We start from the raw sequence: 24,222 nt of genomic DNA on the forward strand, positions 1-24,222 counted from the left end.
GCGGGTGACCACGCCGTGCCGGTCCAGGAGGGTGCGCGCCAGGGCGTGGGCACGGTGGGTGGGCTCGGGCTCGCGCTCCGGCAGCAGGGACCAGCGTCCGGCGACGGTGGGCGGGCCGTTGCGCGATGCCGTGGGCCAGCCGGTGCGGCCCGTAAGGCCGCCGTAGCGGCCCCGGGGGACCGTGCGCTTGGCGCGGTGGGCGGTGGAGCCCGCGGTGCGGCCCGAGCCCAGCAGGGAGCGGAGCGGGGCGAGGGTGTCGCCGGTGACCCGGCCGGACCAGACCAGGTCCCACAGGGCCTCGGCGAGCTGGGGGTCCTGGAACTCGTGCCCGGCGGCCCGTGCCTGCTCGGCGATCTGGCGGAAGAACAGCCCGTACCCCCCGGCCAGGGCGTCGAGGACGGCCTGGTGGAGGGGGCCCGCTTCCAGGGGGTGCGGGATGTGCAGCAGCAGCGGTGCGGTGTCGGCCAGGTGGAGGGTGACCCAGCCGTCCTTCCCGGGCAGCGCTCCCGCCCCGGCCCAGACGACCTCCCCGGAGGCGGTGAGCTCGTCGAGCATCGTGGGCGTGTAGTCGCTCACCCGGGACGGCAGGACCAGCTTCTCCAGGGCCGACGCCGGGACGGGCGCGCCCTGGAGCTGCTCGATCGCGCGCACCAGCCCGTCGATACCGCGCAGGCTGTGGGTGCCCAGATGCTGCCACTGCGGGAGGAAGGCGGCGAGCGCCGAGGGCGGCACGGGCTCCAGCTCATGGCGCAGCGCGGCCAGGGAACGGCGCCGCAGCCGCCGCAGCACGGCCGCGTCGCACCACTCCTGGCCCGTGTCCAGGGAAGAGGTTGCGCGAAGCGCATCGTCAGAAGGGTGGTGGCGGGTGACGGGCGGGCGGAACTCGCCCTGGACGACGCGGCCGCTCGCGGCGAGGCGGTGCAGGGCGCCCTCGGTGACGGCCGTGCCGAGGCCGAAGCGGGCGGCGGCCTGCGAGGAGGTGAAGGGGCCGTGGGTGCGGGCATGGCGGGCCAGCAGATCGCCGAGGGGGTCCTTGACCGGTTCGGTGAACGCCTCGGGGACACCGACCGGCAGCGCCGTGCCGAGCGCGTCCCGCAGCCGTCCCGCGTCCTCCACCGCCGCCCAGCGGTCCTCGCCCGCGATCCGGACCCGGATGGCCCGCCGGGCCCCGGCCAGCTCCTCGGCCCACCCCGGCTCGGCGCCGCGCTCGGCCAGCTCGGCGTCGGTGAGCGGGCCGAGCAGCCGCAGGACGTCGGCGACCCCCTCGGCGTCCTTGACCCGGCGGTCGTCGGTGAGCCACTGGAGCTCGCGCTCCAGCTCGGCCAGGACGTCGGCGTCCAGCAGCTCGCGCAGCTCGGCCTGGCCCAGGAGCTCGGCCAGCAGCCGGGAGTCGAGGGAGAGGGCGGCGGCGCGGCGCTCGGCGAGCGGGGAGTCGCCCTCGTACAGGAACTGCGCCACATAGCCGAAGAGCAGCGAGCGGGCGAAGGGGGACGGCTCGGGGGTGGTCACCTCCACCAGCCGGACCCGGCGGGCCTCGATGTCGCCCATCAGCTCGGTGAGGCCGGGGACGTCGAAGACGTCCTGGAGGCATTCGCGGACGGCCTCGAGGACGATCGGGAAGGAGCCGAACTCGCCGGCCACCTGGAGGAGCTGCGCGGCGCGCTGGCGCTGCTGCCACAGCGGGGTGCGTTTGCCGGGGTCGCGGCGGGGCAGCAGCAGGGCGCGGGCGGCGCATTCGCGGAACCGGGAGGCGAACAGCGCCGAACCGCCGACCTGGTCGGTGACGATCTGGCCGATCTCGCCCTTGTCGAACGCGACATCGGCCGCGCCCACGGGGGACTGCTCGCTGTCGTACTCCGCGCCCTGCCGCATCGGGTCCGCGTCGAGGAGGTCGAGACCCATCAGATCGGCGTCGGGCAGCCGCAGCACGATGCCGTCGTCGGCGTGCATGACCTGGGCGTCGATGCCGTACCGCTCGGAGAGGCGGGCCCCCAGGGCGAGCGCCCAGGGGGCGTGGACCTGCGCGCCGAAGGGGGAGTGGACCACCACGCGCCAGTCGCCCAGCTCGTCGCGGAACCGCTCGACCACGATCGTCCGGTCGTCGGGAACATGCCCACAGGCACGGCGCTGCTCGTCCAGGTAGCCGATGACGTTCTCGGCGGCCCAGGCGTCCAGGCCGGCGGCCAGCAGCCGCAGGCGGGCGTCCTCCGGCTTCAGGGCGCCGACCTCCCGCAGGAACGCGCCCAGGGCACGCCCCAGCTCCAGGGGGCGGCCGAGCTGGTCGCCCTTCCAGAAGGGGAGCCGGCCGGGGACCCCGGGGGCGGGGGAGACCAGGACCCGGTCCCGGGTGATGTCCTCGATCCGCCAGGAGGTGGTGCCCAGGGTGAACACATCGCCCACCCGGGACTCGTAGACCATCTCCTCGTCCAACTCGCCCACCCGGCGCCCGCCACCGCCCCGGGGGGAAGCGCTCCGCGCTGCCGCATCGGATCGGCCGCCGCCCCTCTCCGGTTCGGCGCCCGCCAGGAAGACACCGAAGAGCCCGCGGTCGGGGATGGTGCCGCCGGAGGTCACCGCGAGCCGCTGCGCCCCCGGGCGCCCCGTGACCGTATGGGCCACGCGGTCCCACACCAGACGCGGCCGCAGCTCCGCGAAGGCGTCGGAGGGGTAGCGGCCCGCGAGCATGTCGAGGACGGAGATGTACGCCGACTCCGGGAGCGAGGCGAACGGCGCGGCGCGGCGGATCAGGGCGAGGAGCTCGTCCACGTCCCAGGAGTCCATGGCGGTCATGGCGACCAGCTGCTGGGCGAGCACGTCCAGCGGGTTGGCGGGCACCCGCAGCGACTCGATCGCCCCCTCGCGCATCCGCTCGGTGACCACCGCGGCCTGCACCAGATCACCGCGGTACTTCGGGAAGACCACGCCGGTGGAGACCGCGCCCACCTGGTGGCCGGCCCGGCCCACCCGCTGCAGACCGGAGGCCACCGAGGGCGGTGACTCGACCTGGACGACCAGGTCCACCGCGCCCATGTCGATGCCGAGCTCGAGGCTGGAGGTGGCCACGACGGCGGGCAGACGGCCGGCCTTGAGGTCCTCCTCGACCAGCGCCCGCTGCTCCTTGGACACCGAGCCGTGGTGCGCGCGGGCCAGCAGCGGGGGCGCGCCCCGGGCCGCACCGGCCTCGGCCATCAGCTCGGCGGGGGAGTGGTCCTCGGGCAGGGTCTCTCCGGTGGCCCGCTCGTAGGCGATCTCGTTCAGCCGGTTGCACAGCCGCTCGGCCAGGCGGCGGGAGTTGGCGAAGACGATGGTGGAGCGGTGGGCCTGGATGAGATCGGCGATCCGCTCCTCCACATGGGGCCAGATCGACGGCCGCTCGCCCGGCTCCCCCTCCTGGGCGGGGGAGCCGCCCAGCTCGCCCAGGTCCTCCACGGGCACGACCACCGACAGGTCGAACTCCTTGCCGGACGGCGGCTGGACGATCTCCACCTTGCGCCGCGGCGAGAGGAACCGCGCCACCTCGTCCACCGGCCGCACGGTCGCGGACAGGCCGATGCGCCGGGCGGGGCGCTCGAGCAGCTCGTCGAGGCGCTCCAGGGACAGCGCGAGATGGGCGCCCCGCTTCGTCCCCGCGACGGCGTGGACCTCGTCGAGGATCACGGTCTCCACCCCGCGCAGCGCCTCCCGGGTGGCGGAGGTGAGCATCAGGAACAGCGACTCGGGGGTGGTGATGAGGATGTCCGGCGGCCGGGAGGCCAGGGCGCGGCGCTCGGCGGCCGGGGTGTCGCCCGAGCGGGTGCCCACCCGGATCTCCGGCTCGGGCAGGCCCAGCCGCACCGCCTCCTGGCGGATACCGGTCAGCGGGCTGCGCAGATTGCGCTCGACGTCCACCGCCAGGGCCTTGAGCGGGGAGACGTACAGCACCCGGCAGCGCTTCTTGGCCTCGGCGGGCGGCGGCTCACCGGCCAGCTTGTCCAGCGCCGCCAGGAAGGCGGCCAGGGTCTTGCCCGAACCGGTGGGCGCGACGACCAGGACGTCCGAGCCCTCGCCGATCGCCCGCCACGCGCCCTCCTGCGCGGCAGTGGGCGCGGTGAAGGCACCCGTGAACCATCCGCGGGTGGCCGGGGAGAATCCGTCGAGCGCCGAACCTGCCATGCCCTCCATCGTGCACCGGACCACTGACAATGGACGGAGTCGCAGGTCAGGGGTGGCCCGGCGGGCCGCACAATGGTGCCATGGCCAACCGGGAGAGAGCGCGGCACTGGCGGTACCCCGAGCTTCCGGGCGTCGATCTGCTGCGCGCCCGCTACATCGACAAGACCTTCGTGTGGCACACCCACGAGACCTTCGTGATCGCGGCGGTCACCGAGGGCATCGAGGAGTTCCACCACCGCGGCACCCTGGAGCGCACCGGGCCCGGCGGGATCGCGCTCATCAACCCGGAGGTGCCGCACACCGGACGGGCCGGGGCGCCCGGGGGGTGGGTGTACAGCGTGCTGTACCCGGCCCCCGAGCTGGTCGCCGGTATCGCCGCCGAGACGACCACCCTGCGCGGCACGGCCGGGTTCCGGGTCCCCAGCGTCGACGATCCGCAGGCCGCGCGGCTGGTCACCGCGGTGCACCGGGCCGCCGAGGAGGGCGACCCGCTCGCCGCCGACAGTCTGCTGCGCATCGCCCTCGCCCGGCTGTTGCGCGACCATGGCGGCCCGCTCCCCGAGCGCACGGCGCGCACCGCGGGTGCGCGAACGGCGGCGCGCGCCCGCGCGATCCTCCAGGAGCGCATGGCGGATCCGCCGTCCCTGGGACGGCTGGCGGCCGAGCTGGAGACCGGCCCGTTCGCCCTGCTGCGCGCCTTCCGCGCCCTCTACGGGATGCCGCCGCACACCTGGCTCACCGACGCCCGGGTCCGCCGGGCCCGGCAACTGCTGGACGCCGGGACCGCGCCCGCCCGGGTGGCGGTCGCCGTCGGCTTCACCGACCAGTCCCACCTGAACCGGCACTTCACCCGCATCGTGGGGGTGCCACCGGGCGCCTATCGACGCGAGCGCGCAAGAACGTACAAGACCGGGTCCGAAGCGCTCTCCTAACGTGCGGGGTGTGTCAGAACAGATAGAGATACGAACCGATCCCGCCGCGCCCCCGGCGGACTCGGCCGTCGTCCGCGACGCCCTGGGCGTCGGTGTCGCCGTGGGGCTCTCCGGCTTCGCCTTCGGGGTGACGTCGGCGGGCGCCGGGCTCGGCCTGCTGCAGACCTGCGCGCTCAGCCTGCTCGTCTTCACCGGGGCGTCGCAGTTCGCCCTCGTGGGCGCGCTGGCGGCGGGCGGCAACCCGTTCACCGCCGCCGCCGGGGCGTTCTTCCTCGGGGTCCGCAACGCCTTCTACGGCCTCCGGCTGTCCGGGCTCCTCGGGCTGCCGCGGGCGGTGCGTCCGCTGGCGGCCCAATGGGTCATCGACGAGACCTCGGCCGTCGCCCTCGCCCAGCCCGACCGGCGCACCGCGCGCCTGGGCTTCACCGTCACCGGGGTGACGCTGTACGTCCTGTGGAACCTGACCACGCTGATCGGCGCCCTGGGCGCGTCCGCGCTCGGCGACACCGACGCCTGGGGGCTGGACGCCGCCGGGCCCGCCGTCTTCCTCGCCCTGCTGGCCCCCATGCTCAGCGGCACCGTCGAACGGGCCGTGGCCGCCCTCGGGGTCTCGCTGGTGCTCCTCTCCCAGCCGGTGCTCCCCGCCGGGGTCCCGGTTCTGGTGGCGGCGCTCGCCGCTCCCGTCGTCCTGACGGTGCGCGGACGCATGGCGGGCGGCACGGAGCCGGGTGAGCGCCGATGACCACCTGGATCGCCATCGGCGTCACCGCGGCGGGCTGCTACCTGGTCAAGCTGCTGGGGCTCTCGGTGCCCGCCGGCGTCCTGGAGCGCCCGCTCGTCAGGCGCCTGGCCGCGCTGCTGCCCGTGGCCCTGCTCGCCGCCCTCACCGCCCAGCAGACCTTCGGCGACGGCCGGCACCTCGTCCTGGACGCGAGGGCGGCCGGGCTGGGCGCGGCGGCGCTCGCGCTGGTGCTCCGCGCCCCCTTCCTGGTGGTGGTCGCCGTGGCCGTCGCCGTCACCGCCGGTGTCCGGGCCCTCTGAGCACCACGGCGCCCGCGCCGGCCCGCCGGGCACGAGGAGTCGCGCGAAGACCATGACGACGGCGGTGAGCACGGACATCGCGGCGAACACCCAGCGCCGTCCGGCCGCCGAACCGAGCCAGGCGCCCGGCGGAGTCCCGGCCGGGAGCGCGACCGGGGCCCCGGTCATGGCGAGGGCCCGGCCCGCCGGTTCCGGCGCTCAGATCCGCCGTCCGTAGGCCCGCAGCGTCAGCAGCGCCTCGATGGTCGCCACCGACCGCCACTCCAGCGTTGCCCCCGGCGTCCATGAGCGCCGGTGCGGCGGCCAGCCGCCGTCCTCCTGCTGCGCGGCCACCAGAGAGTCCAGAGACCGCTCCACCTCGGCGTCGGTGAACCACCGGCGCGCCAGCGAGCCGGGGGTGCGGGCGATGTCGTGCACCTGGAGGGGGACGCCGGGGCCGTGCTCCGGCGGCTGGGGACGGTCCTCGACGCGCTCGGGGGCCGGTCCGGGCACGACCAGCCGCTCCTCCCGCACCCGGCGGCCCAGCCGCTCGGCCGCCGCCTCGGCGCGTGCCCGGTCCGGTGCCCCGTCCAGGAAGGCGACGGCCGCTCCGACCTGGTACGGACGCGTCACCGCGCCGCCCTCCGCCAGGGCCGCGACCGCCGCCCAGCAGAAGTCCGTGGCCCGGAACAGCCACGCGTGCCACACCTCGTTGCGGTGCAGCAGCCCCACGACCGGGCCGGTGGTCAGCAGATCACTGCGCGGACCGTCCGCCGACGGGACCCAGGGGGCCGCCGGATAGCCGCGCGGCGAGGGGTGGTGCGCGGGCAGCGCGCCGTCGGGCGTGGACACGGCCGTCAGATAGCGGCACAGGCGCTCCACCCGCTGCCCGCCGCAGCGCCCGATCCCGTCGAGCACCCGTAAGGCGTGCACGGCGTGCAGCGGCTGGCTCACCGGGCCGCGCAGATCCGGTTCCAGCGCATGGCCGTAGCCCCCGTCGGCGCCCAGGTACGCGGCCAGCGCGGTCTCGACCGCCTCGGCGCCGCCGCCCAGGAAGTGATACGCGAATCTGCGCTGCTCCAGCACGCGGGCGGTCAGCCAGACGAACCGCTCGGCGCGGGAGAGCGCGGAGGACTCGGCCGGCTGGGCCGGCCCGGCGGAGGGCGACGACGACGAGGAGGGGAGGCTTGCGGATCGGTCCATGGACAGACCGTAGGCCGGAAGGCACCCCCGGTAGGGGGCTCACGCCCGGGTGCACCCCGGGAGCGCGATACTGGGCACATGCGGTTGACGGACTTCTGGCAGCGAATGGCGGACCACTTCGGCGAGACCTACGCCGACTCCTTCGCACGCGATCATGTGATGTCGCAGCTCGGCGGCCGGACGGTGCACCAGGCGCTCGAGGACGGCTGGGAGGCCAAGGACGTCTGGCGCGGCGTCTGCGCCGCGATGGAGATCCCGGAGGGCAAGCGCTGAGCGGCCTTCCGGACGCACCGGGTTCCCGGGGTGGCCGGATCTCCTCGGCCGATGTACGCCACACTTGCCCAGTGGCCCCGACCGAAGAGACCCTTCCCTCCGACGCCGACGACACCCCGAGCGCCGCTCGGGCCTCCTCGGATTCCCCGCAACAGCCCGCGCGCATGCCGCGCTGGCTGCCGCGCGCCATGGTGCTCGCACTCGCGCTGGTGGCCTGTTACCGGCTTGCGAGCTGGGCCTTCGACCAGCTGACCGGCCTGCTGCTGAACATCCTGATCGCGTTCTTCCTCGCGCTCGCGATCGAACCGGCCGTGGACCGGATGGCCGCCCGCGGTATGCGCCGGGGGCTGGCCACCGGGCTGGTCTTTCTCGCCATCCTCATCGGCACCGCGGGCTTCTTCACCCTGCTCGGCTCGATGCTCGCGGACCAGATCATGACCATGGTCCAGGACTTCCCGCAGTACCTCGACAACGTGGTCAGCTGGATCAACGACACGTTCCACACACATCTGTCGCGTCTGGAGATCCAGGACAGCCTGCTGCACTCCGACTGGCTGCAGAGCTACGTCAAGAACAGCGCCGACAACGTCCTGGACGTCTCCGCGCAGGTGCTCGGCGGGTTGTTCAAGCTGCTGACGGTCACCCTGTTCGCCTTCTACTTCGCCGCCGACGGACCCCGGCTGCGCCGCGCCCTGTGCTCGGTGCTGCCGCCGACCCGGCAGGTGGAGGTGTTGCGCGCCTGGGAGATCGCGGTCGCCAAGACCGGCGGTTACATCTACTCCCGCGGGCTGATGGCCCTGATCTCCGGTATCGCCCACTACATCCTGCTGGAGGCCCTGGGCGTGCCCTACGCCCCGGCGCTGGCCGTCTGGGTGGGGCTGATCTCGCAGTTCATCCCGACCATCGGCACCTACCTGGCCGGGGCCCTGCCGATGCTGATCGCGTTCACCGTCGACCCCTGGTACGCGCTGTGGGTGCTGGTCTTCGTCGTGGTCTACCAGCAGTTCGAGAACTACCTGCTGCAGCCGAGGATCACCGCCAGGACGGTGGACATCCACCCGGCCGTCTCCTTCGGCTCGGTGATAGCGGGCACCGCGCTGCTGGGCGCGGTGGGCGCGCTGATCGCGATTCCGGCGACGGCGACGCTGCAGGCGTTCCTCGGCGCGTACATCAAGCGGTACGACGTGACCGACGATCTGCGGGTGCACGGGCGCACGCGGCGGCGCGGCGCGTCGGCCCTCGCGCGGATGCGCGCCGCGCTGGCGCGGCGCAGTTGACACGAAAATCGAACATCCATTCTCATGGAGGTCCGGCAAGTTATCCACAGGCCGAGGACGTCCGGGCCGCTTGTCAGTGGCAGGCGCTAGCGTCATGGACGTGAAGCGATCGACTCAAGCACACCGGGTGGGACCCATGGCAGGAACCGACCGCGAGAAGGCGCTCGACGCCGCGCTCGCACAGATTGAACGGCAATTCGGCAAGGGCGCCGTGATGCGCATGGGCGAGCGGCCGAACGAGCCGGTCGAGGTCATCCCCACCGGGTCGACCGCTCTCGACGTCGCCCTCGGCGTCGGCGGTCTGCCGCGTGGCCGGGTGGTCGAGGTCTACGGCCCCGAGTCCTCCGGTAAGACGACCCTGACCCTGCACGCGGTGGCCAACGCCCAGCGGACCGGCGGCACCGTCGCCTTCGTGGACGCCGAGCACGCCCTCGACCCGGACTACGCGCAGAAGCTGGGCGTGGACACCGACTCCCTGATCCTGTCCCAGCCGGACAACGGCGAGCAGGCGCTCGAGATCACCGACATGCTGATCCGCTCCGGCGCCCTGGACCTCATCGTCATCGACTCCGTCGCCGCGCTGGTGCCGCGTGCGGAGATCGAGGGCGAGATGGGCGACTCCCACGTCGGCCTCCAGGCCCGGCTGATGAGCCAGGCGCTCCGCAAGATCACCGGTGCGCTCAACCAGTCCAAGACCACCGCCATCTTCATCAACCAGCTCCGTGAGAAGGTCGGCGTGATGTTCGGCTCCCCGGAGACCACGACCGGTGGCCGGGCGCTGAAGTTTTACGCGTCGGTGCGGCTGGACATCCGCCGGATCGAGACGCTCAAGGACGGCACCGAGGCGGTCGGCAACCGCACCCGTGTCAAGGTCGTCAAGAACAAGGTCGCGCCGCCCTTCAAGCAGGCAGAGTTCGACATCCTGTACGGCCAGGGCATCAGCCGCGAGGGCGGCCTGATCGACATGGGCGTCGAGCACGGCTTCATCCGCAAGTCCGGTGCCTGGTACACCTACGAGGGCGATCAGCTCGGCCAGGGCAAGGAGAACGCGCGCAACTTCCTGAAGGACAACCCCGATCTCGCCAATGAGATCGAGAAGAAGATCAAGGAAAAGCTCGGCATCGGGGTGAAGCCCCAGGACCCGGCGGCCGCGGAGCCCACCGCGGACGCCGCCGGTGCCGCGGGCGTGACCGCCGCCGCACCGGCGAAGGCCGCGGCCGCCCCGGCGGCCAAGGCCGGGACGAAGACGGCCAAGACCGCCGCGGCCAAGAGCTGATCCATGACACGGCGGACCGAATGGCCGGGCGGCCCGGGCCGTCCGGAGTGCCCGGACCGTCCGGACAGCGGCGCCCCCTCCTTGTCGAGGGCCGAGCAGGGGCCGCCGCCCGGCCCGGAGGAGCAGGCGCGGGCGATCTGCCTGCGCCTGCTCACCGGGACCCCGCGCACCCGCCGGCAGCTCGCGGACGCGCTGCGCGCCCGGGGCATCCCCGATGACGCGGCGCAGGAGGTGCTGTCCCGGTTCGAGGACGTGGGGCTGATCGACGACGCGGCGTTCGCCGGGGCCTGGGTGGAATCCCGGCACCACAGCCGGGGGCTCGCCCGGCGGGCCCTCGCCCGTGAGCTGCGCACCAAGGGCGTGGACTCCGCCCTGATCGACGACGCGGTGGGGCAGCTCGACTCCGACCAGGAGGAGCGGACCGCACATGAGCTGGTCGAGCGCAAGCTGCGGGCCACCCGTGGCCTCGACCGGGAGAAGCGGATCCGCCGCCTCGCCGGGATGCTGGCCCGCAAGGGTTACTCCGAGGGGCTGGCGCTGCGGGTGGTGCGGCGCGCGCTGGAGGAGGAGGGAGAGGACCCGGAGCTGCTGGAGCATCATCTCCCCGACCTCTGAGACCCCGACGGCTCCGCCTCGGGCTCGGGGCTGCGACACGGCCCGCCCCGAGGGCAGTGACGGTCCTGATGGTCAGGGGGGAGAAGCGGTCGGCCCTGTCCCCACCGGCCGGTCACCCGTTCGGTCCGGAGCCGCCGGCTGGTCCGGCCGGTCCGCAGACATCGGCCACCCCGGTCGACCTGGACAGGCCGGTGACTCGGAAGAGCTTTGTCGACAGAGCGGTGTCCGGCTACGCGGCACCCGAGACCTGCGAGTGCCCGCTCACCGGGAGCCCCGCCGCGCGCCACGCCTGGAACCCGCCGATCAGATCGGTCGCCCGCGCCAGCCCCAGCCGGCGCAGCGAGACGGCCGCGAAGCTCGACGCGTATCCCTCGTTGCACACCACCACGACCCGCAGATCGTGATGGGTGGCCTCGGGCAGCCGGTGGTCGCACTGCGGATCGAGCCGCCACTCCAGCTCGTTCCGCTCGACGATCAGCGCCCCCGGGATGGTGCCGTCGCGCTCCCGCAGCGCCGCGTACCGAATGTCCACCAGCAGCGCTCCCTGGACCTGCGCCGCCGCGGCATCGAGGGGTTCCAGCCGGTCGAGTTCCTCGCGGGCCTCGGCCAGCAGCTCGTCCACGCTCCGCTTCGTCGTGCCCATCGCGTTACACCCACTCCTCGGGCCGCTCGACCTGCTCAAGCCGCAGCGTCTGACCGGTGCGGCTGTAACGCCGCATCAGTGGCAGCGGCGGGTAGTAGGCGTGCACCGACACCGCGTGCTCGGTGGCGGACGGGTTCAACACCTCATGGACATGATGCGGTCCGAAGGCCCGGCCCCGCCCGGCGGGCAGCCGCCGCTCGCGGTCCACACCGTCGGCCAGTTCCAGGGTCTTCCAGCCCTCGGTGGGAAGACGCGCGGCGAGGGACTGCTCGTCCAGTTCGCCCGCCGCGGTGACGAAGGCGCCGTGGGAGCCGCCGTGGTCGTGCCAGCCGGTGCCGGTGCCCGGAGGCCAGCCGATCAGCCAGGCTTCGCTGCCGCCCGGACCATCGAGGCGCAGCCAGGTGCGGGCCTCCGGGTCGAGCGGGAGGGAGGCGACGAGTTCGGTGGCGGCGGCGGTGCGGCGGGCGAAGTCGAGCAGCTCCGCGGCGGTGGGCGGGGCGGCCGCGCCGGATGCGGCGGGGTCCGCGATGAGGTCCGTGGAGGGGCGCGCCGGAGCGGGGGTGGAGGTGCGTACGTCGGGCACAGAGAACCGTCCTGAATGATCGCAAAAGGGGCGCGGTCGTGCCGCGCAGGGCAGAAGCGGATCAGCGGGACGGACGACAGACACAGCCCGCATAGCGGACCAGGTCCAGATGGACCCTCCGCCAGAAGCGAGGCAAGCACGTGTCGGTCACGTTGCGAAGTGAATCATGGGCCGGAAGGCGGGTCAACATCGGCTCGCCCCCCGATCACGCACGCCCGCAGGCGCGCCGTACGCCCGAGCGTGATCCCGGCGCGCTGCCTCGTCGGACTCGCCTCACCTCTCCGGCCCGCCGAACCCGCGCCACCGGCGCGCACCTCGCCGACCCGCCTTGCCGTCGCGCCCATCGTCGGCCTCGTGCCACCGCCGCGCGCTCGCTGACACCGCCTTGCCGTCGTACCTCGCCGACCCCGCCTTGCCGTCGTGCGCTCGCCGACCTCCTGTCACCGCCGCGCGCTCGCCTCCTCCGGTACGCCCCGCGCCGCGTTCCCGCCCCGGATCGCGTCCGCGTATGCGTACAGTGCGCTCGGTCGCACCCCGGACAGCGCCGCCGCCAGATGGCCGTCCGGCCGCACCAGCAGCACGGTGTGTGCCGGGGCTCCCGGGTACGCCTCGGCGACCAGCAGCTGGGTCGGCAGGGGCAGCGCCGCGACGGCCGCCGCCAGCCGTGGCATCAGCCCGGCGCGCATCCAGTGGCGGCGGTCCCACACCCCGGTGCCCGGGGCGACCAGCACCGCCAGCAGCTCCCGGCCGAGCCGCTCCCGCAGCCGGACGACCGAGCCGTCCGGAGCGGTCACCGGCACATCGGCGACCGGCGCCCCGGGCGCCGTGCCCACCGTGATCGAGCCCTCCGGGGGCGCCGCCGGGGTCAGCGGCGAACGGTCGTAGACCGGCGGCGCGCCCAGCGGACCGCGCCCCAGGTGGCCGTCGGTGAGCAGCGCGTCGTGCCCGCGCGCCCCGCCGGGCCGCACGGTGCGTCGTACCGCGCGCCAGCCGCCGGACGCCCGCACCAGCGGCAGCGCCTGGTCCGTCGTCCGCAGCCGGGCCCCGACGGCCCCGCGCCGCTCCGCCTGATAGCTGTCGAGCAGGGCTTCCGATGACCCGTGGTGCCAGGCCAGGGAGAGCTTCCAGGCGAGGTTGTCGACGTCCCGCAGCCCTTCCTCGAACCCCTGGGTGCCGAGCGCGCCCAGCAGATGGGCGGCGTCCCCGGCGAGGAAGGCGCGCCCGACGCGCCAGCGCAGCGCGAGCCGGTGGTGCACGGTGTACACGCCGGTGTCCAGCAGCTCGTAGGGGGGCTCGGGCTCGTCGCACCACCCCGCGAGGGTGTCGCGCACCCGCACCATCAGGGCGTCGGGGGTGACCAGATCGCGCCCCGGCGGCAGCAGCCAGTCGATCCGCCACAGGCCGTGGGGCAGCGGCCGCGCGGTCACCTCCGCGTCGATGCTGCGCCACGGCGGGGAGCGGTGCAGTACGGCCTCCCCGGGCCAGGGGAGTTCGGCCCGCAGTGCCGCGACGGCGTGCCGCTCCACCGCCGTACGGCCGGGGAAGCGCACGCCGAGGAGCTTGCGGACGGTGGACCGCGGCCCGTCGCAGCCCACCAGATAGCTGCCCCGCCACCAGGTGGCCTGGGCGCCCCGGGTGCGCACGCCGACCCCGTGGTCGTCCTGCTCCAGGCTGTCGAGCCGGGTCCCGGGGACGATGCGGACCAGGTCCTCGTCGCCGATCGCGGCCAGCGAACCCCGCAGCGCACGGGTGAGCTCGTGCTGTGGCAGATGCAGCGGTGAGGGCGTGGGCGCCGGTGCCGATTCGTCCTCCGGCCCGTCACCGCCCGGGGAGTCCATGGCCTCCGTAAGGCCGTCGTGCCGGCCGCCGCCGGTGCCGTGCTCGCCGCCGAAGAGGCTGCCGGGCGCGAGCGGCAGCTGCCGCACCAGCTGCCGCCGCCGCAGCGTGCGCCATCCGGTCCACGGCCGCGTGCGGGCGGTGACCCGGCAGCCCAGCCGCTCCAGCAGCGCGGCGGTGTCCGGGCGCAGCACGACGGTGCGGGCGAGCCGGCTCTCCTCGCCGCCCGTGGCCTCGTCCAGCAGGATGACGGGCACCTCGAGGCGCGCGAGGGCGAGGGCCAGGGTGAGACCGACCGGGCCCGCCCCGGCGACGATCACCGGGTCCATGGTGCGGTTCCTGCGGCCCTGCGGGTCGTACGTGACGTACGGAAACTGGCAGTTGAAACCCGGTGAGCGATCACAGAAAGCATGCAACAGACTGCCGCTGTCCGCGTCAAGCGACGAAGGGCGGTGGCGCGTGCGCCACCGCCCTGGTAAGGGGCTGGATCTTCCGTCGGGTCCCCCGGACGGCCCCTCAGTTCGTCTTGCCGGCGGCGGCGTCCTGCGGCGCGGCGGGCGCCGACTGGTCGATGACGTCGAGCGCGTCGGCGGCCGCGAGCGGCTGGCCGGCGTCCGCGACCCGGATACCGGTCTTGGCGCGCCGGCCGCGCCGCTCGATCCAGGTGGCGAGGGCGGAGAGGGCCAGACACATCGCGATGTAGATGGCACCGCCGACGATGATCACCGGAACGTAGGGGTTGTCGTCGTTGACGACGGTGTTGCCGGCCAGCTGCTGCAGCTGGAACAGCAGCTCCTGGTAGGTGATGACGTATCCGAGCGAGGTGTCCTTCAGGGTGACCACCAGCTGGCTGATGATGGTCGGCAGCATCGCCCGTACGGCCTGTGGGACCAGGACCGTCATCATGACCTGGGTCTTGCGCATGCCCAGGGCGTACGCGGCCTCGCGCTGGCCCTTGGGCACCGCGTTGATGCCCGCCCGCAACACCTCGGCCTGGACCGATCCGTTGTAGACGGTCAGTCCGATGACCAGGGCCCAGAAGCCGGTGTTGTCACCGCTGAGACCCAGGTCCGACCGGTAGGTCAGGAAGAGCACCCACAGCACGTAGATGGTGATCAGCAGCGGGACGGCCCGGAACAGCTCGATGAACGCGGTCGCGAACCAGCGCACCGGCTTGTGGTCGGAGAGCCGGCCGACGGCGAGCAGCACGCCGAGGACCAGTGAGAGGACCGCCGCGACCGCGAACACCTTCAGGGTGGTGAGCACACCGTCGCGGATGCTGGTCCGCACCCCCGCGTAGTTGAAGATGTCCCACATCTCGGGCGCGAACTGGCCCTTGTCGTTCAGCCGCACCACGGCGAAGACGATCAGCCCGAGGACGGCCAGGGCGCCGACGACGGAGAAGATCCGGTTGCGGACGCGGGCCTTGGGGCCGGGGGCGTCGTACAGGACGCTGGAGCTCATCGGGCCACCTCCAGGCGGTTCTCCAGCAGCCGGAAGAGACCGCTGATGGCGAAGGTGATGATCAGGTAGCACAGCGCGATCCACAGGAAGATCCAGCCGATCGCGAAGCCCTTGTCACTCAGCAGCTTCGAGACATTGAACAGTTCGGTGTTGCTGAACGCCCCGGCGATGGCCGAGTTCTTGGTGAGCGCGATGAAGATGCTGCTCATGGGGGGAATGACGGTCCGGGTGGCCTGGGGGAGGACGATCATCCGCAGGGTCTGGAAGAAGGTCATCCCCAGGCTGCGGGCGGCCTCCGCCTGGCCGAGCGGCACGGTGTTGATACCGGACCGCACGGCCTCGCAGACGAAGGACGACGTGTAGCAGCCCAGCGCCCCCGCCGCCAGAACGAAGGGGCTCGTTCCGGGGAAGAAGATCTGCGGGATCACGAAGAACGCGATCAGGAACAGCAGGGTCAGCGGGGTGTTGCGCAGCAGGGTGACCCAGGCCGTGCCGAATGCCCGCAGCGGCGGTATGGGGGACACCCGGAAGCCGGCTATGACAATGCCCAGGACGAGGGCGAGCGCCGCACTGGCCGCCGTGATGGAGAGGGTTCCCAGGAACCCCTCACGGAACTGGGGCAAATGATCGAGGAGTACGTTCATCGATTCTCCGCGGTAGCGGTCAGGTCAGCGGCGTGCGGAGCGCACCGGCTTCGAGGCGAACGGGGAACCTGCTCAGTAGCGGGGCAGGGGGGTCTTCGGCGCGACGTAGGAGGAGCCGGACTTGCCGAGCGTGCCTTCGTACGCCTTCTTGTAGTCGCCGTTCTTGATGTGCTTCTCGAGCGAGTCGGTGATCGCGTCGCGCAGCGCCTTGTCGCTCTTGTTCATGCCGATGCCGTACGGCTCCTCGGTGAACGGCTTGCCGACCACGTGCAGTTTGCTCGGGCGCTGGGCGGCGTAGCCCTTGAGGATCGCGTCGTCGGTGGTGACCGCGTCGACCTGGCCGTCGAGCAGCTGCTTGACGCAGAGCGAGTACTTGCTCAGCTCGGTGGTCTTGGCACCGTACTTCGGCTTCTTGATCTCCTGGAGCGGGGTGGAGCCGACGATCGAACAGACCTTCTTGCCCTTGACGCTGTCGGGGCCGGTGATCTTGTCCTTGTCCTCCTCGCGGACCAGCAGGTCGGCACCGGCCTGGTAGTACGGGCCCGCGAAGCCGACCTGCTTCTTGCGCTCGTCGTTGATGGTGTAGGTGCCGACGTAGTAGTCGACCTGGCCCTTGGAGATGGAGGTCTCGCGGACGTTGGAGTCCACCGTCTTGAAGCTGATCTGGTCCGCGGAGAAGCCGAGGTCGGCGGCGACCATCTTGGCGATCTCGATGTCGAAGCCGGAGCGCTTGCCCTCGGTGTCCTGGAACCCGAGGTAGGGCTGGTCGGCCTTGGCGCCGATGACGATCTTGCCGCGCTTCTGCGCCGCCTTCAGGGTCGGCGAGTCGATCTTCACGTCCTTCGCGACCGTGTAGTCGCCGCTGAAGACCTCGCCGCCCTTCGGCTTGTCCCCGGCGGTGCCCTTCTCGCCGCCACAGGCGGTCGCCGTCGCGGCCAGCGCGAGAACCACCGTGGCCGCCGCGGCCGTCTTACGAATCCTCATGGTGCCCATCCCTCTGTGTTCGGTACGTGGTTCGAATACGCAGTGGCGAACGTGCCGGCGTTCTGCGGAGCCAGCGCGGGTTCAGCGTGTTCAGTGGTGAAGGATCTTCGACAGGAAGTCCTTGGCCCGGTCGCTGCGGGGGTTGTTGAAGAACTGCTCCGGCTCGGCCTCTTCGATGATCCGGCCGTCGGCCATGAAGACCACCCGGTTCGCGGCGGAACGGGCGAAGCCCATCTCGTGGGTGACGACGACCATCGTCATGCCGTCCCGGGCGAGCTGCTGCATGACCTCCAGCACCTCGTTGATCATCTCCGGGTCCAGCGCCGAGGTCGGCTCGTCGAAGAGCATCACCTTCGGGTCCATGGCCAGGGCGCGGGCGATCGCCACGCGCTGCTGCTGGCCACCGGACAGCTGGGCGGGGTACTTGTCCGCCTGGGCGCCCACGCCCACCCGGTCGAGCAGCGTGCGGGCCTTCTCCTCCGCGGCCTTCTTGTCCGTCTTACGGACCTTGACCTGGCCCAGCATCACGTTCTCGAGCACCGTCTTGTGCGCGAAGAGGTTGAAGGACTGGAACACCATGCCGACGTCGGCCCGCAGCCGGGCGAGCTCCCTGCCCTCCTGGGGCAGCGGCTTGCCGTCGATCGTGATGGATCCGTCGTCGATCGTCTCCAGCCGGTTGATCGTGCGGCACAGTGTCGACTTCCCGGACCCGGACGGGCCGATGACGACGACCACTTCGCCCCGGCTGATGGTCAGGTCGATGTCCTGGAGCACATGCAGCGCGCCGAAGTGCTTGTTGACTCCTGACAACGCAACCAACGCGTTCGCCACCGGTGCGGCGTCCTTGGTCACCGATACTTCGCTCATCGGCGTCTCGCTCCGTCCTCCTCGGTTGGGAGGACATTAATGAGCGGTCACGACCAGCGTCATTACATCTGAGCTGAAATTGAGGATAACGATATGGCCGCGATGCGACACTCTGCGTGAACGGGGCGCGGCGCGCCGTACCGGCTGCATAACGGAAAGCCGCGTGGGCCCGAATGCGTCTTGACGCGTGCCCGCCGATCGGCGTGGATGCCCTGTGGCCATGTTGCTGGCCGCATGCGAAGCCATGGTGACGAGGGCGCGTACGGGGCGCGTCCCTCCTGGTACGGGAAGGTGGCGGAGGGGCCGGTGAGACTGCTGCTCGTCGAGGACGACAACCACGTCGCCGCGGCCCTGTCCGCCATGCTCTCCCGGCACGGTTTCGAGGTCACCCACGCCCGCAGTGGTGAGGAGGCGCTGCAGGCGCTGCTGCCCGACACCGGCGCCCCCTTCGGCGTCGTGCTCCTCGACCTCGGTCTGCCCGACCAGGACGGCTTCGAGGTGTGCGGCAAGATCCGCAAGCGCACCGCCACGCCCGTGATCATGGTGACGGCGCGTGCGGACGTGCGCTCCCGCATACACGGGCTCAACCTCGGCGCCGACGACTACGTCGTCAAGCCGTACGACACCATGGAGCTGCTCGCCCGCATCCATGCCGTCAGCCGCCGCACCGCCGCCCACGACCCGGCCCACGGCGCCGACGAGAACCCGGACGGCCCCCATCCGCCGCTGCTGCTCGGTCCGGTGACCATCGAACTGCCCACCCGCCAGGTCTCGGTCAACGGGACGACCGTCTCGCTCACCCGCAAGGAGTTCGATCTGCTGGCACTGCTCGCCCAGCGCCCCGGCGTGGTCTTCCGCCGGGAGCAGATCATCAGCGAGGTCTGGCGCACCAGTTGGGAAGGGACCGGGCGCACCCTGGAGGTCCATATCGCCTCCTTGCGCTCCAAACTGCGGATGCCCGCCCTGATCGAGACGGTGCGCGGGGTGGGCTACCGCCTCGTCGCCCCGGCCCACTGAGCGACCGGGCCCGTTCGGTGCGCACCCGGCTCCTCCCGCTCCTCATCGTCCTCATGGCGGGCGTGCTGCTCGCGCTCGGCTTTCCGCTCGCCGGGAGCCTGGCCGCCCGGGAACAGCAGCGGGTGGTCGTCGACCGGATCGACGACACCGCGCGCTTCGCCGCCCTCGCCCAGTTCGTGACCGCCGGGTCGGCGGGGGCGGCCGGCGCGGAGGGGGACGAGCGGCTGGACACCCTGCGCGCCGAACTCGAGCGCTACCACGACCTGTACGGCATCCGGGCCGGCGTCTTCTACCGCGACCGGCACGAACCCCCCATGGCCGAGGCGCCCGAGGGCTGGCGGGTACCCGGCACGGGCGAGGGCGACCGGGCGTTCGACGAGGCCCTCGCCGGGCGCCGCAGCCACGATCCGCCCCAGGTGTGGCCCTGGCAGCAGGGCAGGCTCACCGTGGCCTCCCCGGTCGTCCGGGACGGGGACGTGGTGGCCGTCGTCGTCACCGACTCGCCCACCGGCCAGATGCGGTCGCGGATCCTGCACGGCTGGCTGCTCATCGGCGCGGGCGAATGCGCCGCGATGCTGCTGGCCGTGGGGGCCGCGTTCCGGCTCACCGGCTGGGTGCTGCGGCCCGTACGGGTCCTGGACACCGCCACCCATGACATCGCGACCGGGCGGATGCAGTCGCGTGTCGCGGCCGCCTCCGGGCCTCCGGAGCTGCGCCGGCTGGCCCGCTCGTTCAACGAGATGGCCGACAACGTCGAACAGGTCCTGGAGCAGCAGCGGGCGTTCGTCGCCGACGCCTCCCACCAGCTGCGCAACCCGCTCTCCGCGCTGCTGCTGCGCATCGAGCTGCTGGCACTCGAACTGCCGGACGGTCATGAGGAGATCGCCTCGGTGCGCGCGGAGGGCAAACGCCTGGCCAGCGTCCTGGACGATCTGCTGGACCTCGCCCTGGCCGAGCACTCGGCCGCGGACCTGCGGCTCACCGACATCGCGGAGCTGGCCGCCGACCGGGTGGACGCCTGGCTCCCGGTGGCCGAGCGGGGGGAGGTCGGACTCGCCTACACCGGCCCCGCGGCCATCACCGGCTGGGCCGACCCGGTGGCCCTGTCCAGCGCGCTGGACGCCGTCGTCGACAACGCCCTGAAGTTCACGCCCGAGGGGGCGCACGTGGAGGTCTCCGCGCGGGCGGACGGCGACACCGTGGCGATCGTCGTCGCCGACGGCGGACCGGGTCTCACCGAGGACGAACTCGCCCGGATCGGCGACCGCTTCTGGCGCAGCAGCCGGCACCAGAACGTCTCGGGCTCGGGACTCGGCCTGTCCATCACCCGCGCGCTGCTCGCGGCGGGCGGCGGCACGATCGGCTACGCCCCCAACGAGCCCCGCGGCCTGCGCGTGACCATCACCGTCCCGCGCACCGGGCCCAGCGAGGCGGCGAAGACCGTGAAGACCGTAAGGACGTAGCCGGGCCCCGCCGGACCCCCGGATGACCGAGCGGTGATCACGGTTCGGCGGTGATCATGGTTTGACCGAGCGGTAATAGCGCGCCGCGCCCTGGTGCAGGGCGAGTGGATCGGTGAAGACGGCCGTCCGCAGGTCCACCTTCTGCGCGGCGTGCACCTTCGCCCCGATCCGGTCCCGGTTCTCGATGACCGTACGGGTGACGCCCTCCGCCAGATCGGGGTCCACCCGGTCCGTGGTGACCAGGAGGTTCGGTACGGCGATCGTCTTGACGGGCTCGGGCTTCCGGATCTCCTCGTAGGCGTCGGCGGGCACGGTGGCCGCCCGGTAGTAGCGCGTCACCCCGCCCTGCCGGTGCAGCGGGCCGGTGAGGTCGCCGAGCTGGACGAGCCGGATCGGATAGGCGCGGGCCAGGGTGCGCACCGCGGTGGTGGGCAGCCCGCCCGACCAGAAGAAGGCGTCGAGCTGCCCCCGCCGCAGCATCGTCGGCATGGTGTCGATGCCGACCCGTTCCGCCCGGATGTCCCGGTCGAAGTCGAGCCCGGCGGCCTTGATCAGCGCCCGGGTGATCAGCTGCACGCCCGAGCCGTCGTCGCCCACCCCCACCCGCAGGTGTTTCAGGTCGCGGGCCGACCGTACGGACGAGCCCCTGGGCACGACCAGTTGCATGTAGTCGTCGTACAGCCGCGCGCAGGCCCGCAGCCGTCCCGCCCCCTGCCCCCGGTAGGCGGCCACGGCGTCGGTGGCGGCGATGGCGAAGGTGGCCCTGCCGCGGGCCAGCCGCTCGACGTTGTCCGGGGAGCCCCTGGTCTGCTCCAGGCGCACCTCGACATCGGGGAGGTCCCGGGCGAGGTCCCGCTGGAGCATCCGGCCATAGGTCGCGTAGACCCCGGTGGAGACCCCCGTCGCGAAGGTCACCCGGCCGCTGGGCGAGGGCCCCCCGCCGAGCGGCAGCAGCCACCACAGCAGCAGTCCGAGGGCGACGAGACCCGCGGCGGCGGACTGCAGGGCGCGGCGCCGGTCCAGGCGCGGAAGGGTGACGGCCATGGCGAGGATCCTGCCAGTCCCGAGGACGAGAGGGGAGGGCGAGCCGCGGTTCCCCATGAGACCCGCATGAGACCCGCTGGGACAGGAGCCGCGGGTCCCCCCCTGGGACAGGAGCCGTGGATCCCCCTGGGACAGGAGCCGCGGATCTCCCCTGGGACAGGCGGCCTTCGGACCGGCTCCCGCCGGAACGGAGGGACGGGGCGCGGGCGGGAGCACGTACCCTGGGCGATTGAGATGAGTGCGAAGACTTACGAGGTGCGCACCTACGGGTGCCAGATGAACGTCCACGACTCCGAGCGGCTCTCGGGCCTTCTGGAAGACGCGGGCTATGTCCGTGCGCCCGAGGGCTCCGGCGAGGGCGAGGCCGACATCGTCGTCTTCAACACCTGCGCGGTGCGGGAGAACGCCGACAACCGCCTGTACGGCAATCTGGGCCGGCTCGCACCGATCAAGGCGCGGCGGCCGGGCATGCAGATCGCCGTCGGCGGCTGCCTGGCCCAGAAGGACCGCGACACCATCGTCAAGAAGGCCCCCTGGGTCGACGTGGTCTTCGGCACCCACAACATCGGCAGTCTGCCGGTGCTGCTGGAGCGCGCCCGCGTCCAGGAGGAAGCCCAGGTCGAGATCGCCGAGTCCCTGGAAGCCTTCCCCTCCACCCTTCCGACGCGGCGCGAGTCCGCGTACGCCGCGTGGGTCTCCATCTCCGTCGGCTGCAACAACACCTGCACCTTCTGTATCGTCCCGGCGCTGCGCGGCAAGGAGAAGGACCGCCGCCCGGGCGACATCCTCGCCGAGGTGGAGGCCCTGGTCGCCGAGGGCGTCACCGAGATCACCCTGCTCGGCCAGAACGTGAACGCGTACGGCTCCGACATCGGTGACCGCGAGGCGTTCAGCAAGCTGCTGCGCGCCTGCGGGAAGGTGGAGGGCCTGGAGCGGGTCCGGTTCACCTCTCCGCACCCGCGCGACTTCACCGACGACGTCATCGCCGCCATGGCGGAGACGGAGAACGTGATGCCGCAGCTCCACATGCCGCTGCAGTCCGGCTCGGACACCGTGCTCAGGGCGATGCGCCGCTCGTACCGGCAGGAACGCTATCTCGGGATCATCGAGAAGGTACGCGCCGCGATGCCCGACGCCGCCATCTCGACCGACATCATCGTCGGCTTCCCCGGTGAGACGGAGGAGGACTTCGAGCAGACGCTGCACGTGGTGCGCGAGGCGCGGTTCGCACAGGCGTTCACCTTCCAGTACTCCAAGCGGCCCGGGACGCCCGCCGCCGAGATGGACGGGCAGGTGCCCAAGGCGGTCGTCCAGCAGCGCTACGAGCGGCTGGTCGCCCTCCAGGAGGAGATCTCCTGGGAGGAGAACAAGAAGCAGGTCGGCCGGACGCTGGAGGTGCTGGTCGCCGAGGGCGAGGGCCGTAAGGACGACGCCACGCGGCGGCTGTCCGGCCGCGCCCCCGACAACCGTCTGGTGCACTTCGCCCGGCCGGAGGAGCCGGTGCGCCCCGGTGACGTCGTCACCGTCGACATCACCTACGCGGCACCGCACCATCTGCTGGCCGAGGGCCCGGCCCGGGGCGTGCGGCGCACCCGCGCCGGTGACGCCTGGGAGCGGCGGAACGCACCCGAGGAGAAGAAGCCCGCGGGCGTGATGCTGGGCCTGCCGACGGTGGGCGCCCCGCCGCCGCTGCCGACCGCCCCCGCCGCGGGCTGCGGCTGCGACTGAGAACGGCGGGGGACGGCCGGGAACGGCGGGGGACGGCGGCGAACGGCCGAGAACGACTGGGTACGACGGGGGACGGCATGACGACGGGGGACGGCGCCATCACGTGGTGGGGCCTGCTCATGGAGGACTACCTCCAGATCATGGGGCCCGGGGCCAGGAACCACGCGATCACTCCGCTGGGGCACTTCCGGGGCACCCGTGAGGAGGCGATGGAGGCGCTGCGCGAGCGGGTGCTGCGGTACCAGCCGAGGCATCCGTCCAGTCCGCTGCGCACGCTGGTGTACCGGGACGGCGATGTCTTCCTGATGGTCGTGGAGGGCATGACGGGCCACTTCTGCTATAGGTTCCGGATCGCCGAGCTGCTGTGGGACTCCGCGCCCCGGCCCGAACCCGCCGGATAGGCTGGCGATCATGCTGATCGCCGCCGCCGTCTGCCCGTGTCCACCGCTGCTGGTGCCCGAGGTCGCCGCCGGAGCCGCTCCCGAGCTGGACGGGCTGCGTTCCGCGTGCGCCGAGGCCGTGCGCGCCCTCGCGGCGGCGCGTCCGGAGCGTCTGATCGTGGTGGGACCCGCCGAGCCCGCCCGGCGCGGGCCCCATGCGCAGGGTGCGGCCGGGTCGTTCCGCGGCTTCGGTGTGGAGGTGGACGTGCGGCTCGGCGCGCCGGCGGCGGAAGTGGTGTCCGGCGGTGACGGCGCCGCGGAGGGGCGGCCCGCGCCCTCGCTGCCGTCGTCACTGGCGGTCGGCGCCTGGCTGCTGGAGCACGCGGGGTGGGACCCGGCGGTGCCCGTCGAGGGATTGGGTGTGGGGGAACCTCTCGAGGGCGAGCGGTGTATTGAAGTCGGAAGGGAGCTCGCCGGGCGGGCGGAGCGGGTCGCGCTGCTGGTGATGGGCGACGGCAGCGCATGCCGCACGCTGAAGGCGCCGGGCTACCTCGACGAGCGGGCGGCCGCGTTCGACGCCGGGGTGGCGCGGGCGCTGGCGGCCGCCGACACCGGGGCGCTGGCCGCGCTCGACGAGGAGTTGGCGTACGAGCTCAAGGCGGCCGGCCGGGCGCCGCTGCAGGTGCTCGCGGGGGCGGGCGCGGGGGCGCGCCTGAAGGGGGAGTTGCGGTATGACGAAGCGCCGTACGGCGTGGGGTATTTCGTGGCGAGCTGGTCGTCGTAGACCGCTCGCGGCCGCGGAGCCTGCGCTCCGCGGCCGC

At 72.8% G+C, this 24,222-nt stretch carries 23 protein-coding genes; 12 read left to right on the top strand and 11 right to left on the bottom strand.

Annotated elements, in window-relative coordinates; translation table 11 throughout:
- The coding region (locus tag AXW62_RS21200; RefSeq protein WP_060945933.1) for an ATP-dependent helicase at positions 1-4,152 on the bottom strand (4,152 nt) is incomplete at its 3' end.
- Positions 4,153-4,232: 80 nt separating this feature from the next.
- On the opposite strand from AXW62_RS21200, the gene AXW62_RS21205 reads away from it, so the two are divergent.
- Genes AXW62_RS21205 through AXW62_RS21215 form a run of 3 tightly spaced genes read left to right on the top strand, consistent with a single transcriptional unit; the run spans position 4,233 to position 6,125 of the window.
- Positions 4,233-5,084: an AraC family transcriptional regulator gene (locus tag AXW62_RS21205; protein ID WP_060945934.1), complete on the top strand. Its 852-nt coding sequence runs from the start codon at positions 4,233-4,235 to the stop codon at positions 5,082-5,084.
- Position 5,085: 1 nt separating this feature from the next.
- Complete coding sequence (locus AXW62_RS21210) at positions 5,086-5,826, top strand: AzlC family ABC transporter permease (protein WP_060945935.1); 741 nt, start codon at positions 5,086-5,088, stop codon at positions 5,824-5,826.
- Positions 5,823-6,125, top strand: a complete 303-nt coding sequence (locus AXW62_RS21215; protein ID WP_030839366.1) for an AzlD domain-containing protein — start codon at positions 5,823-5,825, stop codon at positions 6,123-6,125. Before AXW62_RS21210 ends, AXW62_RS21215 begins: the two co-directional genes overlap by 4 nt.
- 198 nt (positions 6,126-6,323) lie before the next feature.
- Here AXW62_RS21215 and AXW62_RS21220 read toward each other — a convergent pair whose 3' ends face one another.
- Positions 6,324-7,307: a hypothetical protein gene (locus AXW62_RS21220; protein WP_060945936.1), complete on the bottom strand. Its 984-nt coding sequence runs from the start codon at positions 7,305-7,307 to the stop codon at positions 6,324-6,326.
- A gap of 78 nt (positions 7,308-7,385) precedes the next feature.
- Here AXW62_RS21220 and AXW62_RS21225 point away from each other — a divergent pair, with 78 nt between their 5' ends.
- The 4 genes from AXW62_RS21225 (at position 7,386) to recX (ending at position 10,748) form a co-directional block, all read left to right on the top strand.
- The gene (locus AXW62_RS21225; protein ID WP_030839372.1) at positions 7,386-7,580 is read left to right on the top strand and encodes a DUF3046 domain-containing protein; all 195 of its coding nucleotides are present in this window, start codon (positions 7,386-7,388) and stop codon (positions 7,578-7,580) included.
- A 71-nt stretch (positions 7,581-7,651) separates the two neighbouring features.
- On the top strand, positions 7,652-8,857 hold the full coding sequence (locus tag AXW62_RS21230; RefSeq protein WP_060945937.1) for an AI-2E family transporter: 1,206 nt from the start codon (positions 7,652-7,654) through the stop codon (positions 8,855-8,857).
- Between the two features lie 136 nt (positions 8,858-8,993).
- Positions 8,994-10,133, top strand: coding sequence for a recombinase RecA (gene recA, locus AXW62_RS21235; protein ID WP_060945938.1), 1,140 nt, complete (start codon positions 8,994-8,996; stop codon positions 10,131-10,133).
- A gap of 3 nt (positions 10,134-10,136) precedes the next feature.
- Positions 10,137-10,748, top strand: coding sequence for a recombination regulator RecX (gene recX, locus AXW62_RS21240; RefSeq protein ID WP_060945939.1), 612 nt, complete (start codon positions 10,137-10,139; stop codon positions 10,746-10,748).
- 229 nt (positions 10,749-10,977) lie between these two features.
- Here the strand turns inward: recX and AXW62_RS21245 are convergent, their stop codons facing one another.
- The 8 genes from AXW62_RS21245 to AXW62_RS21275 all read right to left on the bottom strand — a co-directional run bounded on the left by AXW62_RS21245 (position 10,978) and on the right by AXW62_RS21275 (position 17,769).
- Complete coding sequence (locus tag AXW62_RS21245; RefSeq protein WP_060945940.1) at positions 10,978-11,391, bottom strand: rhodanese-like domain-containing protein; 414 nt, start codon at positions 11,389-11,391, stop codon at positions 10,978-10,980.
- A gap of 4 nt (positions 11,392-11,395) precedes the next feature.
- Positions 11,396-11,974, bottom strand: a complete 579-nt coding sequence (locus AXW62_RS21250; RefSeq protein ID WP_370682926.1) for a cupin domain-containing protein — start codon at positions 11,972-11,974, stop codon at positions 11,396-11,398.
- 61 nt (positions 11,975-12,035) lie between these two features.
- The gene (locus AXW62_RS47170) at positions 12,036-12,164 is read right to left on the bottom strand and encodes a putative leader peptide (protein ID WP_338063515.1); all 129 of its coding nucleotides are present in this window, start codon (positions 12,162-12,164) and stop codon (positions 12,036-12,038) included.
- A gap of 250 nt (positions 12,165-12,414) precedes the next feature.
- Entirely contained in the window at positions 12,415-14,139 is a 1,725-nt protein-coding gene (locus tag AXW62_RS21255; RefSeq protein WP_060945941.1) for an FAD-dependent monooxygenase, read from the bottom strand.
- A gap of 187 nt (positions 14,140-14,326) precedes the next feature.
- Positions 14,327-15,274, bottom strand: coding sequence for an amino acid ABC transporter permease (locus AXW62_RS21260; RefSeq protein WP_060945942.1), 948 nt, complete (start codon positions 15,272-15,274; stop codon positions 14,327-14,329).
- Positions 15,271-15,918, bottom strand: coding sequence for an amino acid ABC transporter permease (locus AXW62_RS21265; protein ID WP_030839395.1), 648 nt, complete (start codon positions 15,916-15,918; stop codon positions 15,271-15,273). The genes AXW62_RS21260 and AXW62_RS21265 overlap by 4 nt, the downstream gene beginning before the upstream one ends.
- 72 nt (positions 15,919-15,990) lie before the next feature.
- Positions 15,991-16,902, bottom strand: coding sequence for a glutamate ABC transporter substrate-binding protein (locus AXW62_RS21270; protein WP_030839398.1), 912 nt, complete (start codon positions 16,900-16,902; stop codon positions 15,991-15,993).
- A gap of 90 nt (positions 16,903-16,992) precedes the next feature.
- On the bottom strand, positions 16,993-17,769 hold the full coding sequence (locus tag AXW62_RS21275; protein WP_060945943.1) for an amino acid ABC transporter ATP-binding protein: 777 nt from the start codon (positions 17,767-17,769) through the stop codon (positions 16,993-16,995).
- A 306-nt stretch (positions 17,770-18,075) separates the two neighbouring features.
- Between AXW62_RS21275 and AXW62_RS21280 the strand changes: the two genes are divergently transcribed.
- Both AXW62_RS21280 and AXW62_RS21285 read left to right on the top strand, forming a co-directional pair.
- Complete coding sequence (locus AXW62_RS21280; RefSeq protein WP_030839404.1) at positions 18,076-18,786, top strand: response regulator transcription factor; 711 nt, start codon at positions 18,076-18,078, stop codon at positions 18,784-18,786.
- 17 nt (positions 18,787-18,803) lie between these two features.
- Positions 18,804-20,249 carry a sensor histidine kinase gene (locus tag AXW62_RS21285; protein WP_060945944.1) on the top strand — a complete coding sequence of 482 codons (1,446 nt, stop codon included), beginning with the start codon at positions 18,804-18,806 and terminating at the stop codon, positions 20,247-20,249.
- 54 nt (positions 20,250-20,303) lie between these two features.
- On the opposite strand, the gene AXW62_RS21290 is transcribed toward AXW62_RS21285, so the two are convergent.
- Positions 20,304-21,293, bottom strand: a complete 990-nt coding sequence (locus AXW62_RS21290) for a TAXI family TRAP transporter solute-binding subunit (protein WP_060945945.1) — start codon at positions 21,291-21,293, stop codon at positions 20,304-20,306.
- 234 nt (positions 21,294-21,527) lie between these two features.
- On the opposite strand from AXW62_RS21290, the gene miaB reads away from it, so the two are divergent.
- The 3 genes from miaB (at position 21,528) to AXW62_RS21305 (ending at position 24,185) form a co-directional block, all read left to right on the top strand.
- The gene (gene miaB, locus AXW62_RS21295; protein WP_060945946.1) at positions 21,528-23,021 is read left to right on the top strand and encodes a tRNA (N6-isopentenyl adenosine(37)-C2)-methylthiotransferase MiaB; all 1,494 of its coding nucleotides are present in this window, start codon (positions 21,528-21,530) and stop codon (positions 23,019-23,021) included.
- A 77-nt stretch (positions 23,022-23,098) separates the two neighbouring features.
- Positions 23,099-23,422, top strand: coding sequence for a hypothetical protein (locus AXW62_RS21300; RefSeq protein WP_060945947.1), 324 nt, complete (start codon positions 23,099-23,101; stop codon positions 23,420-23,422).
- A gap of 10 nt (positions 23,423-23,432) precedes the next feature.
- Positions 23,433-24,185 (top strand): class III extradiol dioxygenase subunit B-like domain-containing protein, encoded by a 753-nt coding sequence (locus AXW62_RS21305; protein ID WP_060945948.1) that lies wholly within the window; start codon positions 23,433-23,435, stop codon positions 24,183-24,185.
- Positions 24,186-24,222 lie beyond the last annotated feature (37 nt).

It is taken from the genome of Streptomyces hygroscopicus subsp. hygroscopicus (genome assembly GCF_001553455.1).
Lineage (GTDB): Bacteria > Actinomycetota > Actinomycetes > Streptomycetales > Streptomycetaceae > Streptomyces > Streptomyces hygroscopicus.

Coding starts and splice junctions, on each gene's coding strand:
- AXW62_RS21205 (WP_060945934.1), top strand. CDS start 4,233: ATGGCCAACCGGGAGAGAGCGCGGCACTGGCGGTACCCCGAGCTTCCG.
- AXW62_RS21215 (WP_030839366.1), top strand. CDS start 5,823: ATGACCACCTGGATCGCCATCGGCGTCACCGCGGCGGGCTGCTACCTG.
- AXW62_RS21220 (WP_060945936.1), bottom strand. CDS start 7,307: ATGGACCGATCCGCAAGCCTCCCCTCCTCGTCGTCGTCGCCCTCCGCC.
- AXW62_RS21225 (WP_030839372.1), top strand. CDS start 7,386: ATGCGGTTGACGGACTTCTGGCAGCGAATGGCGGACCACTTCGGCGAG.
- recA (WP_060945938.1), top strand. CDS start 8,994: ATGGCAGGAACCGACCGCGAGAAGGCGCTCGACGCCGCGCTCGCACAG.
- recX (WP_060945939.1), top strand. CDS start 10,137: ATGACACGGCGGACCGAATGGCCGGGCGGCCCGGGCCGTCCGGAGTGC.
- AXW62_RS21245 (WP_060945940.1), bottom strand. CDS start 11,391: ATGGGCACGACGAAGCGGAGCGTGGACGAGCTGCTGGCCGAGGCCCGC.
- AXW62_RS47170 (WP_338063515.1), bottom strand. CDS start 12,164: ATGTTGACCCGCCTTCCGGCCCATGATTCACTTCGCAACGTGACCGAC.
- AXW62_RS21255 (WP_060945941.1), bottom strand. CDS start 14,139: ATGGACCCGGTGATCGTCGCCGGGGCGGGCCCGGTCGGTCTCACCCTG.
- AXW62_RS21260 (WP_060945942.1), bottom strand. CDS start 15,274: ATGAGCTCCAGCGTCCTGTACGACGCCCCCGGCCCCAAGGCCCGCGTC.
- AXW62_RS21265 (WP_030839395.1), bottom strand. CDS start 15,918: ATGAACGTACTCCTCGATCATTTGCCCCAGTTCCGTGAGGGGTTCCTG.
- AXW62_RS21270 (WP_030839398.1), bottom strand. CDS start 16,902: ATGAGGATTCGTAAGACGGCCGCGGCGGCCACGGTGGTTCTCGCGCTG.
- AXW62_RS21275 (WP_060945943.1), bottom strand. CDS start 17,769: ATGAGCGAAGTATCGGTGACCAAGGACGCCGCACCGGTGGCGAACGCG.
- AXW62_RS21290 (WP_060945945.1), bottom strand. CDS start 21,293: ATGGCCGTCACCCTTCCGCGCCTGGACCGGCGCCGCGCCCTGCAGTCC.
- miaB (WP_060945946.1), top strand. CDS start 21,528: ATGAGTGCGAAGACTTACGAGGTGCGCACCTACGGGTGCCAGATGAAC.
- AXW62_RS21300 (WP_060945947.1), top strand. CDS start 23,099: ATGACGACGGGGGACGGCGCCATCACGTGGTGGGGCCTGCTCATGGAG.
- AXW62_RS21305 (WP_060945948.1), top strand. CDS start 23,433: ATGCTGATCGCCGCCGCCGTCTGCCCGTGTCCACCGCTGCTGGTGCCC.